At 72.9% G+C, this 16,136-nt stretch carries 16 protein-coding genes; 9 read left to right on the forward strand and 7 right to left on the reverse strand.

Annotated elements, in window-relative coordinates; genetic code table 11:
• Positions 1 to 15: 15 nt before the first annotated feature.
• The 3 genes from ACGFZF_RS11800 to ACGFZF_RS11810 form a co-directional block, all read right to left on the reverse strand.
• Entirely contained in the window at positions 16 to 990 is a 975-nt protein-coding gene (locus ACGFZF_RS11800) for an acyl-ACP desaturase (RefSeq protein ID WP_393553453.1), read from the reverse strand.
• 371 nt (positions 991 to 1,361) lie between these two features.
• The gene (locus tag ACGFZF_RS11805; RefSeq protein ID WP_393553455.1) at positions 1,362 to 3,005 is read right to left on the reverse strand and encodes an ABC-F family ATP-binding cassette domain-containing protein; all 1,644 of its coding nucleotides are present in this window, start codon (positions 3,003 to 3,005) and stop codon (positions 1,362 to 1,364) included.
• Between the two features lie 266 nt (positions 3,006 to 3,271).
• Positions 3,272 to 3,688 carry an SsgA family sporulation/cell division regulator gene (locus ACGFZF_RS11810; protein ID WP_393553457.1) on the reverse strand — a complete coding sequence of 139 codons (417 nt, stop codon included), beginning with the start codon at positions 3,686 to 3,688 and terminating at the stop codon, positions 3,272 to 3,274.
• Between the two features lie 182 nt (positions 3,689 to 3,870).
• Between ACGFZF_RS11810 and ACGFZF_RS11815 the strand changes: the two genes are divergently transcribed.
• Positions 3,871 to 4,953 carry a WD40/YVTN/BNR-like repeat-containing protein gene (locus ACGFZF_RS11815; RefSeq protein WP_393553459.1) on the forward strand — a complete coding sequence of 361 codons (1,083 nt, stop codon included), beginning with the start codon at positions 3,871 to 3,873 and terminating at the stop codon, positions 4,951 to 4,953.
• A 45-nt stretch (positions 4,954 to 4,998) separates the two neighbouring features.
• Here the strand turns inward: ACGFZF_RS11815 and ACGFZF_RS11820 are convergent, their stop codons facing one another.
• Positions 4,999 to 5,298 (reverse strand): YciI family protein, encoded by a 300-nt coding sequence (locus tag ACGFZF_RS11820; RefSeq protein ID WP_393553461.1) that lies wholly within the window; start codon positions 5,296 to 5,298, stop codon positions 4,999 to 5,001.
• Between the two features lie 150 nt (positions 5,299 to 5,448).
• Between ACGFZF_RS11820 and ACGFZF_RS11825 the strand changes: the two genes are divergently transcribed.
• From ACGFZF_RS11825 to ACGFZF_RS11840, 4 genes are read left to right on the forward strand one after another with little or no spacing between them, the layout of a single operon-like run.
• Positions 5,449 to 6,147, forward strand: coding sequence for an endonuclease V (locus ACGFZF_RS11825; RefSeq protein ID WP_393553463.1), 699 nt, complete (start codon positions 5,449 to 5,451; stop codon positions 6,145 to 6,147).
• Positions 6,144 to 7,061, forward strand: coding sequence for a hypothetical protein (locus ACGFZF_RS11830; RefSeq protein WP_393553465.1), 918 nt, complete (start codon positions 6,144 to 6,146; stop codon positions 7,059 to 7,061). Before ACGFZF_RS11825 ends, ACGFZF_RS11830 begins: the two co-directional genes overlap by 4 nt.
• A complete protein-coding gene (mmpA, locus tag ACGFZF_RS11835) occupies positions 7,058 to 7,198 on the forward strand; it encodes a morphogenic membrane protein MmpA (RefSeq protein WP_356600450.1) in 141 nt (46 codons plus the stop codon). The genes ACGFZF_RS11830 and mmpA overlap by 4 nt, the downstream gene beginning before the upstream one ends.
• The gene (locus ACGFZF_RS11840; protein WP_393553467.1) at positions 7,195 to 7,578 is read left to right on the forward strand and encodes a VOC family protein; all 384 of its coding nucleotides are present in this window, start codon (positions 7,195 to 7,197) and stop codon (positions 7,576 to 7,578) included. The genes mmpA and ACGFZF_RS11840 overlap by 4 nt, the downstream gene beginning before the upstream one ends.
• Before the next feature lie 24 nt (positions 7,579 to 7,602).
• On the opposite strand, the gene ACGFZF_RS11845 is transcribed toward ACGFZF_RS11840, so the two are convergent.
• The 3 genes from ACGFZF_RS11845 to ACGFZF_RS11855 form a co-directional block, all read right to left on the reverse strand.
• Positions 7,603 to 8,199 carry an HAAS signaling domain-containing protein gene (locus ACGFZF_RS11845; protein WP_393553469.1) on the reverse strand — a complete coding sequence of 199 codons (597 nt, stop codon included), beginning with the start codon at positions 8,197 to 8,199 and terminating at the stop codon, positions 7,603 to 7,605.
• Positions 8,196 to 8,570, reverse strand: coding sequence for a PadR family transcriptional regulator (locus ACGFZF_RS11850; protein ID WP_147976557.1), 375 nt, complete (start codon positions 8,568 to 8,570; stop codon positions 8,196 to 8,198). Before ACGFZF_RS11850 ends, ACGFZF_RS11845 begins: the two co-directional genes overlap by 4 nt.
• Positions 8,571 to 8,874: 304 nt before the next feature.
• Positions 8,875 to 10,080, reverse strand: coding sequence for a saccharopine dehydrogenase family protein (locus ACGFZF_RS11855; protein WP_393553472.1), 1,206 nt, complete (start codon positions 10,078 to 10,080; stop codon positions 8,875 to 8,877).
• Between the two features lie 179 nt (positions 10,081 to 10,259).
• On the opposite strand from ACGFZF_RS11855, the gene ACGFZF_RS11860 reads away from it, so the two are divergent.
• The 4 genes from ACGFZF_RS11860 to ACGFZF_RS11875 all read left to right on the forward strand — a co-directional run bounded on the left by ACGFZF_RS11860 (position 10,260) and on the right by ACGFZF_RS11875 (position 16,064).
• On the forward strand, positions 10,260 to 11,420 hold the full coding sequence (locus ACGFZF_RS11860) for a CaiB/BaiF CoA transferase family protein (protein WP_393553474.1): 1,161 nt from the start codon (positions 10,260 to 10,262) through the stop codon (positions 11,418 to 11,420).
• Entirely contained in the window at positions 11,417 to 12,559 is a 1,143-nt protein-coding gene (locus ACGFZF_RS11865; protein WP_393553476.1) for an acyl-CoA dehydrogenase family protein, read from the forward strand. The genes ACGFZF_RS11860 and ACGFZF_RS11865 overlap by 4 nt, the downstream gene beginning before the upstream one ends.
• Positions 12,560 to 12,633: 74 nt before the next feature.
• Positions 12,634 to 13,851: an acetyl-CoA C-acetyltransferase gene (locus ACGFZF_RS11870; protein ID WP_393553478.1), complete on the forward strand. Its 1,218-nt coding sequence runs from the start codon at positions 12,634 to 12,636 to the stop codon at positions 13,849 to 13,851.
• A gap of 38 nt (positions 13,852 to 13,889) precedes the next feature.
• Entirely contained in the window at positions 13,890 to 16,064 is a 2,175-nt protein-coding gene (locus ACGFZF_RS11875) for a 3-hydroxyacyl-CoA dehydrogenase NAD-binding domain-containing protein (RefSeq protein ID WP_393553480.1), read from the forward strand.
• The last annotated feature ends 72 nt before the right edge of the window (positions 16,065 to 16,136 follow it).

Genomic DNA, 16,136 nt, shown 5'->3' on the forward strand with positions numbered 1-16,136 from the left:
CGCCCGGCCGGTCGGTCAGCCCGCCGCGCGGGCCGCCATGCGGGCCTTGCGGGCCGCGAGCTTCTCGTCGAACTTGCTCGCCTCGTTGTCCAGGCCCGTCATGTAGAGCCCCAGCTCCTCCTGGGCCTTCAGGCCCTCGGGGCCGAGGCCATCGATCTCCAGGACCTTGAGGAAGCGCAGCACCGGCTGCAGCACGTCGTCGTGGTGGATGCGCATGTTGTAGATCTCGCCGATCGCCATCTGCGCCGCCGCCCGCTCGAAGCCGGGCATGCCGTGTCCGGGCATCCGGAAGTTCACGACGACGTCCCGCACGGCCTGCATGGTCAGGTCGGGGGCGAGCTCGAAGGCCGCGCTCAGCAGGTTGCGGTAGAAGACCATGTGCAGGTTCTCGTCGGTCGCGATGCGCGCCAGCATCCGGTCGCAGACGGGGTCGCCCGACTGGTGGCCGGTGTTGCGGTGCGAGATCCGGGTGGCGAGCTCCTGGAAGGAGACGTACGCGACCGAGTGCAGCATCGAGTGCCGGTTGTCGGACTCGAAGCCCTCGCTCATGTGGGCCATCCGGAACTGCTCCAGCTTGTCCGGGTCGACCGCGCGCGAGGCCAGCAGGTAGTCGCGCATGACGATGCCGTGGCGGCCCTCCTCCGCGGTCCAGCGGTGCACCCAGGTGCCCCAGGCGCCGTCGCGGCCGAAGAGCGAGGCGATCTCGTGGTGGTAGCTGGGCAGGTTGTCCTCGGTGAGCAGGTTCACCACGAGGGCGATCTTGCCGATGTCGGTGACCTTGGACTGGGACGGGTCCCACGCCTCGCCGTCCTCGAAGAAGCCGGGGAAGTTCCGGGCGTCCGACCACGGGACGTACTCGTGCGGCATCCAGTCCTTGGTGACCTTGAGGTGCCGGTTGAGTTCCTTCTCCACCACTTCTTCCAGCGCGAAGAGCAACCGGGCGTCGGTCCACCCGGTCGGGCTGCCGAGGTGGGGAGAGGTGAGCGTCACGGGGACTCCTGGGGACGGAGGAGGGGAAGCGGAATTACTTACGCACTCGTAGGTTACGAAACCGTAGGTTAAAGGCCGCGTGAGGGCTGGGCCAAGCCCGGCTTGGCGATGTCCGATTACGTTGTGTTATGTGCGCAGCTCGTGGGCGGTTGTGAGGAGCGACGGAGACCCAGGTCACGCCCCTGAGCCGCCGCCGGGGCGGCCGGATGGCGCCGATCACGGCTACACAGAGCAGACGGCCCGCTCCGCCCGCGTGGGTCGCGGGGGAGCGGGCTCGATCCGGAACCCACGCCCCGGTCGCGACCCAAGAGGAACCTGGGGCGGGCCGGGGCGGCCGGTGCCGTCGTCACGGTTGCCCGGGTGGCACGGGCTCAGCGGGTCGCCGTCAGACCCTCCCGCACCGCCTCCGCCGTCGTCGGCCGCAGCTCGCCGTCGAGGAGCAGCCACCGGGTGATCCCCAGCGACTCCAGGAAGGGCACGTCGTGGCTCGCCACGATCAGCGCCCCCTCGTACGCCTCCAGCGCCGCCGTCAGCTTGGCGACGCTCGCCATGTCCAGGTTGTTCGTCGGCTCGTCCAGCATCAGCAGCTGCGGCGCCGGGTCGGCCAGCAGCAGGGCCGCCAGCGTCGCGCGGAAGCGCTCGCCGCCCGACAGCGTCCCGGCCGGCTGATCCGCCCGTGCCCCTCGGAAGAGGAACCGCGCGAGCCTCGCCCGGATCTCGTTCGCCGTCGCGTCGGGCGCGAAGCGGGCGACGTTGTCCACCACGCTCCGGTCCTCGTCGAGCACGTCGAGCCGCTGCGGCAGGAAGCGCAACGGAACCTGCGCCAGCGCCTCGCCCGCCAGCGGCTCCAGCTCCCCGGCGATCGTCCGCAGCAGCGTCGTCTTGCCCGCTCCGTTCCGGCCCACCAGGGCGATCCGCTCCGGGCCCCGCAGCTCGAAGGCACCGCTCACCCGGGCCCCGTACCGCAGCTCCAGGTCGCGCAGCTCCAGTACCCCGCGGCCCGGATGGACGACCGTGCGCGGCAGCTCGATCCGGATCTCGTCGTCGTCCCGTACCGCCTCCACGGCCGCGTCGAGACGCTCACGCGCCGCGTCGAGCCGCTCGGCGTGCAGGGCGCGGTGCTTGCCCGCCGACACCTGCGCCTCGCTCCTGCGGTTGTTGGCGACGATCTTCGGCACCACCTTGTTCTGGGCGCTCTTCTGCGCGAACCGCTTGCGCCGCGCCAACTTCATGTGCGCGTCGGACAGTTCTCGCTTCTGCCGCTGCACGTCGGCCTCGGCGACCCGCACCATCCGCTGCGCCGCGTCCTGTTCTGCCGCCAGGGCCTCCTCGTACGCGGAGTAGGCGCCGCCGTACCAGGTGACCTCGCCGTCCCGCAGATCGGCGATCTGGTCGACCCGCTCCAGGAGTTCACGGTCGTGGCTGACCACGACCAGGACGCCCGACCAGGCGTCCACGGCCTCGTAGAGCCGCTGCCGCGCGTGCAGGTCCAGGTTGTTCGTCGGCTCGTCGAGCAGCAGGATCTCGGGCCGGGCGAGCAGCAGTGCCGCGAGCCGGAGCAGTACGGACTCGCCGCCCGACACCTCGCCGATCGTGCGGTCGAGGCCGACGTGGCCGAGACCGAGCTGGTCGAGTGTGGCCCGGGCGCGTTCCTCGACGTCCCAGTCGTCGCCGACCGCCGCGAAGTGCTCCTCGGCCGGATCGCCGGCCTCGATGGCGTGCAGGGCGGCCCGGACACCGGCGATGCCGAGTGCCTCGTCGACCCGCATCGCGGTGTCCAGCACCACGTCCTGCGGAAGGTGGCCGACCTCGCCGAGCGTGCGGATCGTGCCGGACGCCGGGGGCAGTTCACCGGCGATCAGCTTGAGGAGCGTCGACTTGCCGGAGCCGTTGAGACCGATCAGGCCGGTCCGGCCGGGGCCGACGGCGAGCCGGAAGTCGTCCAGGACGGGCGTGCCGTCCGGCCAGGAGAAGAAGAGGGACGAGCAGGTGATGAACGTGGGGCGGACTGCCACGAGGGCCTCCCTGTTGCAAGAGCGTGGGCTGGGGCAACGGGTGAGACACCGGAGGCGCGGACAGCCGGGCGGGAAGCTCGTACTCGTACGCCGAGGATCGAAGACGGCACACGCGGCGCTCAGGGCACGCGCGGCTCGGTGTCTCGAACCTCAGACGAGCAACGGCCTATCTCCGATCGGGTGACAACAGGGCCAGGACCGACCGTACGCCGGCCGCGGAGGGCGGGCAATCGAATTAGAACGGGAGGCGCGGCGGGCCGCGCCCGTCACGTGTAGTCGTCGAGGAGCTGCGCCAGGTCCTGGTCCCAGTCCAGGTAGTGGTGCTCCCGGCCGGCGGGGACCAGATGCTGCGAGCGCTCCAGGAAGCGCCGCAGCTCCTCCGTCCGGATGTGCACCACGGCCACCCCCTCGGTGGCGTGGAACTCGACGACGGTGCGGTCGTAGCAGTACGGGCGCACGCGCACGTCCCCGACCCCGGCCGGACCGTCCACACCCTGCGCCAGCAGCTCGCGGGAGAACGCCCACGAGACCTCGACCCCCTCCAGCGTGGCGGGCGGCGGGAAGGCCATGCTGACCGCGTACGGGTCGCCGCGGTCGTACCGGAGCGTGGCGGGGACGGTCTCCATCCGCGGGGCGGAGGCGACCAGTCGGGCCTGGACGGCCTGCTCTATGACGGTGGACAAGTGCCAGCTCCTGTCTCGCGGCTGCGGGTTCCTGTCGTCTTCCCTGACATCAGGGAAGACGAACGATCGAACCGGAACGTGCACTCCGCGGGTACGTGAGCTGTGTCACCGGCCCCTGGGGGCGGGTGTGGCGGGCCAGGCACCCTGGACGGGGTCCGCGAGGTCGGCTAGCTTCCGGCGCCATGACGTCCAAGGGGAAGACGAGACGAATGATGTCGGTGGGACTGATCGGGGCGGCGCTCGCGCTGACTCTGGCAGCGCCCGCGCGGGCCGGGGAGACCCCCACGGCCGCGGCCGGCTGGCAGCTCACGACCACGGGTACGGACGCACGCTTCCGCGGCCTCGCGGCGGTCGACCGCGACACCGCCTGGGCCGCGGGATCGAAGGGCACCGTGCTGCGCACCGGCGACGCGGGCCGCACCTGGCAGGACGTGTCGCCCCCGGGTGCGGGCGAGCTGGAGTTCCGCGACGTCGAGGCCTTCGACGGACGGCGCGCGGTGGTCCTGGCGATCGGCGAGGGCGAGGCGTCCCGGGTCCTGCGCACCGAGGACGGCGGCGCCACCTGGACCGAGTCCTTCCGCAACACCGACCCGCGTGCCTTCTACGACTGCATGACCTTCTTCGACCACCGGCACGGCCTCGCCATGAGCGACCCGGTCGACGGGAAGTACCGCATCCTGTCCACCCGCGACGGCGGCCGGTCGTGGCAGGTGCTGCCGGACAAGGGGATGCCGGCTGCACAGGCCGGCGAGGCGGGCTTCGCGGCGAGCGGCCAGTGCCTGGTCTCCTCGGGGCCGAGAGACGTCTGGCTGGCGACCGGCGGCGGGGCCACCGCCCGGGTCCTGCACTCCGCCGACCGCGGCCTCACCTGGACCGCCGCCGAGTCGACGATCCCGGCGGGGGACCCGGCGCGGGGAGTCTTCGCGCTCGCCTTCCGCGACCGCGCGCACGGCCTCGCGGTCGGCGGCGACTACCGCAAGGACCAGCCCTCCCCGCAGGCCGCGGCGGTCACCGGGAACGCCGGCCGCACGTGGCGGCAGGCCGCCACGCCGCCGCCCGCGTACCGCTCCGGCGTCGCCTGGCTCCCGCACACCACGTGGGGCGCGCTCGCCGTCGGCCCCACGGGCACGGACCTGACGACGGACGGCGGCCGCACCTGGCGCACGGTCGACACCGGCTCGTACGACACCGTCGACTGCACCCGCGACGGCGCCTGCTGGGCCTCCGGCGAGAAGGGCAGGATCGCCCGGCTGGCGCGCCGCTGAGACAGGTCCCAGGGGTGTCTTGCCGATCTTGCCGATCTTGCCGGGCTAGGAGGGCAACTGCTCCCGGTACGAAGCGAGTTCCGCCGCCGTCTTCGTGGCGTAGAACTCCGTGATCCGGTACGCGCACACCCCTTCGACGGCGAACGGGTCGGCCGCGGCGATCTTCTCGATCGTCCCGCGGTCGACCCCGGCGGCCAGGATGACACCCCCGTCGCGCGGGTTCTTCCGCCCGGAGGCGACGAACACGCCCGCGGCGTACTGCGCGTCGAGCCACTCGACGTGCGCGTCCAGCAGTGCGTCGACCCGCTCGACGGGCGCGGTGTAGGTCAATTCCAGTACGAACATGATCGCCAGGCTACCGGGGCCGGGGAACGCCGTCCGGCCCGAGGGCCGCCCCGCCCGGACGTGAACGGCCGGGGTGCCCGTCCTCGGCCCCCGCCCGGACGGAAACTCCCGCCCACCGTCCCCGACGCGGGTCGTAGGGTGGCCGTCACCATGACGATCATCGACATTCCCGCGGGCTGGCCCGCCGACGAGCCCGCCGCCCGGAACCTCCAGCGGGAGCTCCGCGCCCGGCTCGTGCTCGACGAGGCGGGACCCCTGCCCGGCACCGGGCACGTCACGGGGCTCGACGTCGCCTACGACGACGAGCGGGACCTCGTCGCGGCCGCCGCCGTGGTGCTCGACGCGGCCACGCTGGAGGTGGTGGAGGAGGCCACGGCGGTCGGCCGGGTCTCCTTCCCGTACGTTCCCGGTCTGCTCGCCTTCCGGGAGATCCCGACGGTCCGCGCCGCGCTCGACTCGCTCTCCGCCGACCCCGGCCTCCTCGTCTGCGACGGCTACGGGCTGGCCCATCCGCGCCGCTTCGGACTGGCGAGCCACCTCGGCGTCCTGACCGGGCTCCCCTCGATCGGCGTCGCGAAGAACCCGTTCACCTTCGCCTACGACCAGCCGGGCGCCGACCGCGGCGACTCCAGCCCGCTCCTCGCCGACGGCGAGGAGGTGGGGCGCGCCCTGCGCACCCAGGCGGGCGTGAAGCCCGTCTTCGTCTCCGTGGGGCACCGGGTGTCCCTGGAGGCGGCGTGCGCGCACACCCTGCTCCTCGCCCCGCGCTACCGCATCCCCGAGACCACCCGGCGCGCCGACTCGCTGTGCCGCCGCGCGCTCCGGGCAGCCCTCGCGGCCGCCCCGTGACCGAGCTGGTCCTCGACGTCGCGGACCGCCCGCGCCCCGGACTCCGGCTCCGGACCGCCGGCTCGCGTCTGATCCTGGAACAGGGCGGCACCCCCCTCCTGTTCGCGGTCGTCGACCGGGGCGACCAGGGAGTCGACTTCTATCGCACGGCCGCGCCCCGTCCGCTGCTGCCGCCCCTGCGCGCCGCCGAGGCGCGGGCGTACGCCGACCGGCCCGAGCGGTGGCTCCACCGGGTGGCACGGCTGCTCGACGCCGACCCGGACGGGCCGTTGCACGACGGCCGTTGGGTGCTCACGACCGTCATGGAGCGGCACTGGAACCGGGACGACGCCGGACCGGCCGACTACTGGGGCGAGCGCGTCGTCGGCGGGCACCCGGACGGATACGTCGACTGGCACGTCCACAGCACCGGCTGGGAGCTGTTCCCCCTGCGGCCGCTGCCCGCGGCCGACGACGCACGCGTCAAGGCGTACCGGGCCCAGGCGCGCGCCGGGATCCTGCCTCCGGTCCTGCTGTGGTGGGTGAGCGGCCTCGACTGCTACGTCGTCCTCGACGGGCACGCGCGGCTCGCCGCGGCCGTCGCCGAGGACGTGGAGCCGTCGGTGCTCGTGCTCCGGCGGACGACGCCCCACGACGAGCGCGCGCGGGGAGAGGCCGAGGCCGCGGAGGCGTACGAGGGTGAACTCGCCCGCCACCGCGCCCTCATGGCCCGGCACGGGTCCCGGGTCCCCGACGGGGCCGAGACGGCGGGCGCCGCCCTCGCCCGCCGCCTGGAGGAGCTGCGCACGGGCGACCGCCCCACCTGGGCCTGGCCGTTGCCCGGAGGTGAGCACGAGTGGCAACGCATCGTGGACGACCTGAGTACGAGTACGGATACCGGGCTTCGATCTTGGGCGGCACAGTGGGGCACATGACAACCCCCGTTCCCACCCCACTGCGTCCGGTCGAACGCGGCCTGACCGCGGTCCTCGCCGTAGCCGGGCTCGTCTCCCTGGCCTGGGTCTGCGCCATGCTCTACGTCGTCTTCGCCTGGGTGGTGGCGGCCGCGTGATCGGCACCCTGCAGTGCGTCGTGCTCGACTGCCCCGATGTGCTGGAACTGGCGGAGTTCTACCAGCGGTTGCTCGGCGGCGAGATCAATCGCAGCGGCTCCCCGTGGGCCCTCGGGGACGGCTGGGCCACCCTGCACGACGCCGCCGGCGCGCCGGTGCTCGCCTTCCAGGGCGTGGCCGACCACCGTCCGCCCGTCTGGGGAGCGCCCGAGCAGCAGTTCCATCTCGACGTGCAGGTCGACGACCTGGACGAGGCGCACGAGGCCGTCCTCGCGCTCGGCGCGTGGCAGCTCGACGGCGGGGGAGGCGACCGGGCCTGGCGTACCTACGCGGACCCGGCCGGCCACCCGTTCTGCCTCGTGCGCCACGCGGCGCACTGAGGCGTCCGGCCCTTCCGCGGCGGCTCAGGCGCGGCGGACCCGCCAGAGCCATGCCGCGGTTCCGCCCAGCAGGGCGAGCATCGCCAGGTTGGCCCAGAGGGCCGGTGCGTCGCCCGCCGGGCCGCCGCCGGACAGGTTCCAGGCGGCGATGACGGCGGTCGGCAGGACGGCGGCGAGCAGGACGCCGGTGCTCTTCCGGACAGGGGTCCAGTGCACCGAGGTGCACAGGAGTACCGCGCCGGTGACGCGGAACAGGACTCCGAACAGGGGGCCGGGGTGGTCCGGGAAGACCATCATGAACGGCAGCGACAGGGTGAGCATCAGGAGTGGCACCAGGGGGTGCACCCTGCCGCGCCGGGCGGGTGCGCCGGCACCGCCCCGGGCCGGGGCCGCGGTGTCCCCGTTCCCCGCCTCGGCCAGTGCCGTGGCCGCGATCGCGCGGGGGTCCCCCAGCGCCGCCAGGACCTCGCCGGTCGCGGTGCCGGGGCGTTCGGCGCGGGTCACCTCGATGTGTTCGGCGAGGTCGGCCAGGAGCTCGTGGCGACGGTCGGCGGGGAGTGCGGAGGCCTCGCGCTCGACGGCGGCGAGGTAGTCGCGTACGGGGTCGGCAGGGGTCTTCATGAGGGGTCTCCGGCAGAGGGGTGCGGGGTGGTCAGGAAGGTGTCGACGGCGTCGCGGAAGGCGGGCCAGACGCGGGTGAACTCGTCGAGCGCGGCCCGGCCGCTGTCGGTGAGCGCGTAGTAGCGACGGGGTGGTCCGGAGGCGGACTCCTGCCAGGTGGTGGTGACCAGGTCGTCGCGGCGGAGCCGGGAGAGCAGCGGGTAGACCGTGCCCTGGCCGGTGGCCAGGGCGCCGGACTCCTCCAGGGCGTGGAGGAGTTCCACGCCGTAGCGGGGGCGGTCCCGCATCAGGGCGAGGACGCAGTACTCCAGCACCCCCTTGCGCAGCTGGGCGGCCGCCCGGGCCTGCTTGGTCGAATCGCCTGGTTCCATGCGATGCAAGATACCTGGTCGGGCAAGGCGAAGGGAATGGTGGGGCGGGGAGAAGAGGAGAGAGGGGTGTGGCGGCCGGGGCGGGCGGAGGCCGTCCCGCCCGCCACCTCCGCGGCGGCGGCGCGGCTCCGGCTCTACGGCACCTTGTGCCTCGGCGAGATCTCCGCGCGGCCTGAACCACGGTCGTTCAGGCCGCACGTACCGTCGCCGCCGCGGCCCGGGGGTCACATCGCACGTTCGGGACCTGTCCGGAAAGGCCCTCCTCCCCGGCGAAGCCCAGGGGGGAGGGCCTTTCGCGACACACCTAGCGCGCGTCGGCCACCCGGAAGCGGATGCCCGCCGCCTGCAGCCGGTCGAGCAGCGCGTCGCCCATCGCGACGGCCGTCGTGACCTGCCCGGACGTCTTGGGCAGAGTGTCGAAGGCGAGGCAGAGCGCGGATTCGGCCAGCATCTTCGCCGTCTCGTCGTAGCCCGGGTCGCCGCCCGAGACCTCCGTGAAGACCCGCCGGCCGCCGCCCTCGCCCACGAAGCGCACCGAGAACCAGCTCCGCGCCCGCCGCTCGGCGCTGGGGCCCTGGCCCGCCTCGTAGCGGTCCATCATCCAGCGCCGCAGCGGCGGCAGTTGGGCCGCAATCAGGCCCGTACCCACGGCCGCGGCGCCGCCCAGCGCCATCGGCAGGGTCTTGACCGACGCGTAGTGGCGGTAGCGGAAGTCGGGGCCGTAGCGCTCCAGCGCCGCCGCCGAGCGGGCGATGACCTGCGGGTCGAGGGTGGGCAGGGGCAGTGCCCAGGTGCCCGTCTCCCGGCTGAACCGCGGCCCCGCCAGCGGCGCGTGGGCCCGCCGGCCCACCAGCCGGGGCTCGTGCAGCCGCCGTTCGTGCGCGGCCCGCAGGATCTCGCGCCCGCGCCCCATCGCCGTCAGCGCGGAGGCGAACGTGCCGCCCGAGAAGACGGCGCCGGCCCGGACGAATCCGTCGATCCGCAGCGGCACGTCCTTCGGGAGCTGCCCGACGGTGTAGTACACCCCGAGGTCGTGCGGCACCGAGTCGAAGCCGCAGGCGTGCACCAGGCGGGCCCCGGTCTCCCGGGCCCGCGCGTCGTGCCGCACGTACGTCAGGTCGATGAACTCGGTCTCGCCGGTCAGGTCCACGTAGTCGGTGCCCGCCTCCGCGCACGCCGCCACCAGGCCCTCGCCGTACCAGACGTACGGGCCGACCGTGGTCGCCACGACCCGGGCGGACTCGGCGAGCGCGCGCACCGCCTCCGGATCGGCGGAGTCCGCCACCACGAGCGGCAGCTCCGCGCAGTGCGGGCGGCCGATCGCGAGCCGTTCGCGCAGGGCCTCCAGTTTCGCGCGGCTGCGCCCGGCGAGTGCCCAGCGGCACCCGGCCGGAGCGTGTTCGGCCAGATACTCCGCGGTGAGCTCGCCCACGAACCCGGTCGCCCCGAAGAGCACCAGGTCGTACGGCCGTGCCGCGTCGTCCCGCCCCGTGCCGGCCCCTGTCTCCATCCAGCCCCTCGCCTTCACCCGCGCCGCCGTCCGGGCGCTTGTCGTCGGCGGAGCCTAGCGGAACTCGGCCGAAGCACAATTTCCAAGCGCTTGCTCGGCCCGGGGTCTTGTGCGGAGTGGAACACGTTCCTAGCATCACCGGTGTTACATCATTGGTGTCACACAGCGCTGGGGGCTTCATGGCAGGGACGCGGAACGCCCGGAACGGCCCGCTCTCCGGGGTGCGCGTGGTCGAACTCGCAGGGATCGGGCCGGGCCCGTTCGCCGCCATGCTCCTCGCCGACCTCGGCGCCGACGTCGTCCGCGTCGACCGCCCGGGCGGTCCCGGGCTCGGCATCGATCCCGCGTACGACCTCACCAACCGCAGCAAGCGCTCCGTCCTCGTCGACCTCAAGGCCGAGGGCGGCGCCGCGACCGTGCTCGACCTGGTCGAACGGGCCGACATCCTCATCGAGGGCTACCGGCCCGGCGTCGCGGAGCGCCTCGGCGTCGGGCCCGACGCCTGTCTCGCCCGCAATCCGCGACTGGTCTACGGCCGGATGACCGGCTGGGGCCAGGACGGACCGCTGGCCTCGACCGCCGGCCACGACATCTCCTACCTCGCCGTCACGGGCACCCTCGGCATGATCGGCCCCGACCCGGACGGCCCGCCCACCGTGCCCGCCAACCTCGTCGGCGACTACGCGGGCGGCTCGCTCTACCTCGTCGTGGGCGTGCTCGCCGCGCTCCGGCACGCCGGCGAGCACGGCGAGGGCCAGGTCGTCGACGCGGCGATCGTGGACGGGGCCGCCCATCTCGCCACCATGATCCACGGCATGCTGGCCGTCGGCGGCTGGCAGGACCGCCGCGGCGTCAACCTGCTGGACGGAGGCTGTCCCTTCTACGGCGTCTACGAGACCGCCGACGGCCGCCACATGGCCGTCGGTGCGCTGGAGCAGCCCTTCTACGACGAGTTCGTGCGGCTGCTCGGCATCGAGGACGTCGCGCCCCTCCGCAAGGACCCCGGCCGCTGGGACGAACTGCGCGCGGCCGTGGCCGCCCGCTTCCGCACCCGCACCGGCGAGGAGTGGACGGCGGTCTTCGCCGGGACCGACGCCTGCGTGGCGCCCGTCCTCTCGATGCGCGAGGCGCCGGCCCACCCCCACCTCGCGGCCCGCGGCACCTTCGTCGAGCACGGCGGACTCACCCAGCCCGCGCCCGCCCCCCGGTTCTCGGCCACACCCGGCACCGTCCGCGGCGGCCCGGCGCTGCCCGGCGCCGACACCGGCGAGGTCGCCCGCGACTGGGCCGTACCCTCCCTGACCACCCGCACCGACGCACCGCAGGAGCCGCAGGCATGAAGCGCCAGCTCTACACCGCCGACCACGAGGCGTTCCGCGAGACCGTCCGCACCTTCCTCGCCAAGGAGGTGCTGCCGCACTACGAGCAGTGGGAGAAGGACGGGATCGTCTCGCGCGACGCCTGGCGCGCGGCCGGCCGGCAGGGCCTGCTCGGCCTCGCCGTGGAGGAGGAGTACGGCGGCGGCGGGAACCCCGACTTCCGCTACAGCGCCGTCCTCGCCGAGGAGTTCACCCGGGCCGGCGCCCCGGGCATCGCGCTCGGGCTGCACAACGACATCATCGGCCCGTACCTCACGTCTCTGGCGACCGAGGAGCAGAAGCGGCGCTGGCTGCCGGGATTCTGCTCGGGCGAGCTGATCACCGCGATAGCGATGACCGAGCCGGGCGCGGGCTCCGACCTCCAGGGCATCCGCACCTCCGCCGAGGACCGGGGCGACCACTGGGTCCTCAACGGCTCCAAGACCTTCATCTCCAACGGCATCCTCGCCGACCTGGTGATCGTCGTCGCGAAGACGACCCCCGAGGGCGGCGCGCACGGGCTCTCGCTGCTCGTCGTCGAGCGGGGCATGGAGGGATTCGAGCGCGGCCGGAACCTCGACAAGATCGGCCAGAAGTCCCAGGACACCGCCGAACTGTTCTTCCACGACGTCCGCGTCCCCAAGGAGAACCTGCTCGGCGAGCTCGACGGCGCCTTCGTCCACCTGATGACCAACCTCGCCCAGGAGCGGATGGCCATCGCGGTGGCCGGCATCGCCGCCGCCGAACACCTCCTGGAGATCACGACGACCTACGTCAAGGAGCGCGAGGCCTTCGGCCGGCCGCTCTCCCGTCTCCAGCACGTCCGCTTCGAGATCGCGGAGATGGCCACCGAGTGCGCCGTCACCCGCACCTTCCTCGACCGGTGCATCATCGACCACGCCGAAGGGCGGCTCGACGCCGTCCACGCCTCGATGGCCAAGTGGTGGGCGACCGAGCTGCAGAAGCGGGTCGCCGACCGCTGCCTGCAACTGCACGGCGGATACGGCTACATGGCCGAGTTCCCGGTGGCGCGCGCGTTCACGGACGGCCGCATCCAGACGATCTACGGCGGCACGACCGAGATCATGAAGGAGATCATCGGCCGGTCCCTGCTCGGCTGACGGACCCGCCGGCCCCGGCACCCCTCCCGATCACCCACCCTCACGCACCTCCCGTTCTTCCCGAAAGGCTTCCCGTGAGCACCGAAGCGTACGTGTACGACGCGATCCGCACCCCGCGCGGTCGCGGCAAGGCCAACGGCGCCCTGCACGGCACCAAGCCCATCGACCTGGTCGTCGGGCTCATCCACGAGATCCGGCGCCGCTTCCCCACCCTGGACCCGGCCGCCGTCGACGACATCGTCCTCGGTGTCGTCGGCCCGGTCGGCGACCAGGGCTCCGACATCGCCCGGATCGCCGCCATCGCCGCCGGACTGCCCGACACCGTCGCCGGCGTCCAGGAGAACCGCTTCTGTGCCTCCGGCCTCGAAGCGGTCAACATGGCCGCGATGAAGGTCCGCTCGGGCTGGGAGGACCTGGTCCTGGCCGGCGGCGTCGAGTCGATGTCGCGGGTCCCGATGGCCTCCGACGGCGGTGCCTGGTTCGCCGACCCGATGACCAACTACGAGACCGGCTTCGTCCCGCAGGGCATCGGCGCCGACCTCATCGCCACCATCGAGGGCTTCACCCGCCGGGACGTCGACGAGTACGCGGCGCTCTCCCAGGAGCGGGCGGCGGCGGCGTGGAAGGACGGCCGCTTCGACCGTTCCGTCGTCCCGGTCACCGACCGGCACAGCGGCCTCACGGTCCTCGACCACGACGAGCACATGCGGCCGGGCACCACGGCCGACTCGCTGGCCTCGCTCAAGCCCTCCTTCGCCGCGATCGGCGACATGGGCGGCTTCGACGCGGTCGCGCTGCAGAAGTACCACTGGGTCGAGAAGATCGACCACGTCCACCACGCGGGCAACTCCTCCGGCATCGTCGACGGCGCGTCCCTCGTCGCGATCGGCTCCAAGGAGGTCGGCGAGCGCTACGGACTCACGCCCCGGGCCCGGATCGTGGCCGCGGCCGTCTCCGGCTCCGAGCCGACCATCATGCTCACCGGCCCCGCGCCCGCCACCCGCAAGGCGCTCGCGAAGGCCGGCCTGACGATGGACGACATCGACCTGGTCGAGATCAACGAGGCCTTCGCCGGCGTCGTGCTCCGCTTCGTCAAGGACATGGGCATCAGCCTGGACAAGGTGAACGTCAACGGCGGCGCGATCGCGCTCGGCCACCCGCTGGGCGCCACCGGCGCGATGATCCTCGGCACCCTGATCGACGAGCTGGAGCGCCAGGACAAGCGCTACGGCCTGGCCACGCTGTGCGTCGGCGGCGGCATGGGCATCGCCACGATCGTCGAGCGCGTCTGACCGTCCGTCCCTCCCTTCCCATCTTCGGAGACATCGCAATGACCGAGAGCACCACCATCCGCTGGGAGCAGGACGAGACCGGGATCGTCACCCTCGTCCTGGACGACCCCGACCAGTCCGCGAACACCATGAACCAGGCGTTCAAGGACTCCATCGCGGCGATCGCCGCGCGGGTCGTCGCGGAACGCGACTCCATCCGCGGCATCATCTACACCTCGGCCAAGAAGACCTTCTTCGCCGGCGGCGACCTCAAGGACATGATGAAGGTCGGGCCCGAGCAGGCTCAGCAGGCCTTCGACACCGGCACCGCCATCAAGGCCTCGCTCCGCGCCATCGAGACGATCGGCAAGCCGGTCGTCGCCGCCGTCAACGGCGCGGCCCTCGGCGGCGGTTACGAGATCGCCCTCGCCTCGCACCACCGCATCGCCCTCGACGCCCCCGGCTCCAAGATCGGCCTTCCCGAGGTCACCCTCGGCCTCCTCCCGGCCGGTGGCGGCGTGACCCGCACCGTACGCCTGATGGGCATCGCCGACGCGCTCCTCAAGGTCCTGCTCCAGGGCACCCAGTACACACCGCAGCGGGCGCTCGAGAACGGCCTGGTCCACGAGGTGGCCGCCACGCCGGAGGAGATGCTCGCGAAGGCGCGCGCCTTCATCGACACCCACCCCGAGTCGCACCAGCCCTGGGACGTCAAGGGCTACAAGATCCCCGGCGGCACGCCGTCGAACCCGCGGTTCGCCGCCAACCTCCCGGCCTTCCCGGCCAACCTGCGCAAGCAGCTGAACGGCGCCCCCTACCCCGCGCCCCGCAACATCCTGGCGTGCGCCGTCGAGGGCGCACAGGTCGACTTCGAGACCGCCCTGGTCATCGAGGCCCGCTACTTCACCGAGCTGGTGACCGGCCAGACCGCGAAGAACATGATCCAGGCCTTCTTCTTCGACCTCCAGGCCGTCAACTCCGGCGCCAACCGCCCGCAGGGCGTCGAGCCCCGTCAGGTCCGCAAGGTCGCCGTGCTCGGCGCCGGCATGATGGGCGCCGGCATCGCGTACTCCTGCGCCCGCGCGGGCATCGACGTCGTCCTCAAGGACGTCACCGCGGAGGCCGCGCAGCGCGGCAAGGAGTACTCCGAGAAGCTGCTCGCCAAGGCGCTCTCCCGGGGCCGCACCACCGAGGCCAAGCGCGACGCGCTGCTCGCCCGGATCACGCCGACCGCCGACCCGGCGGACCTGGCCGGCTGCGACGCCGTCATCGAGGCCGTCTTCGAGGACACCGCCCTGAAGCACAAGGTGTTCCAGGAGATCCAGGACGTCATCGAGCCGGACGCGCTGCTCTGCTCCAACACGTCCACGCTGCCCATCACGGTGCTCGCCGAGGGCGTCTCCCGGCCCGTCGACTTCATCGGCCTGCACTTCTTCTCGCCCGTCGACAAGATGCCGCTCGTGGAGATCATCAAGGGCGAGCGCACCGGCGACGAGGCCCTCGCCCGCGCCTTCGACCTGGTGCGCCGGATCAGCAAGACCCCGATCGTCGTCAACGACTCGCGCGGGTTCTTCACCTCCCGGGTGATCGGCCAGTTCATCAACGAGGGCGTGGCGATGGTCGGCGAGGGCGCGGACCCGGTCTCCGTCGAGCAGGCGGCGGCCCAGGCGGGCTACCCGGCCAAGGTCCTCTCGCTGATGGACGAGCTGACCCTCACCCTGCCCCGCAAGATCCGCAACGAGACCCGGCGCGCGGTGGAGGAGGCCGGCGGCACCTGGACCGGGCACCCCTCCGACGCGGTGATCGACCGGATGGTCGACGAGTTCGGCCGCCCCGGCCGCAGCGGCGGTGGCGGCTTCTACGAGTACGGCGAGGACGGCCGGCGCACGCGCCTGTGGCCGGGCCTGCGCGAGCACTTCACCCGCCCGGACGTCACGATCCCGTTCGAGGACATGAAGGAGCGGATGCTCTTCTCCGAGGCGCTCGACTCCGTGCGCTGCCTGGAGGAGAACGTCCTCACGTCGGTCGCCGACGCCAACATCGGCTCCATCATGGGCATCGGCTTCCCGGCCTGGACCGGCGGCGTCCTGCAGTACATCAACGGCTACGAGGGCGGCCTGCCCGGCTTCGTGGCGCGGGCGCGCGAGCTGGCGGAGAAGTACGGCGACCGCTTCACCCCGCCCGCCCTGCTGGTCGAGAAGGCCGAGCGCGGCGAGGTCTTCACCGACGCCTGACCCCCCATGGGAGCGAGCGGCCCCGGCGCCACGGCACGATCGTCCGATCGAGCGGTGCGCCGGGGCCGCTTC

Source organism: Streptomyces sp. NPDC048338 (assembly GCF_043201055.1).
In the GTDB taxonomy this organism is placed as follows: domain Bacteria; phylum Actinomycetota; class Actinomycetes; order Streptomycetales; family Streptomycetaceae; genus Streptomyces.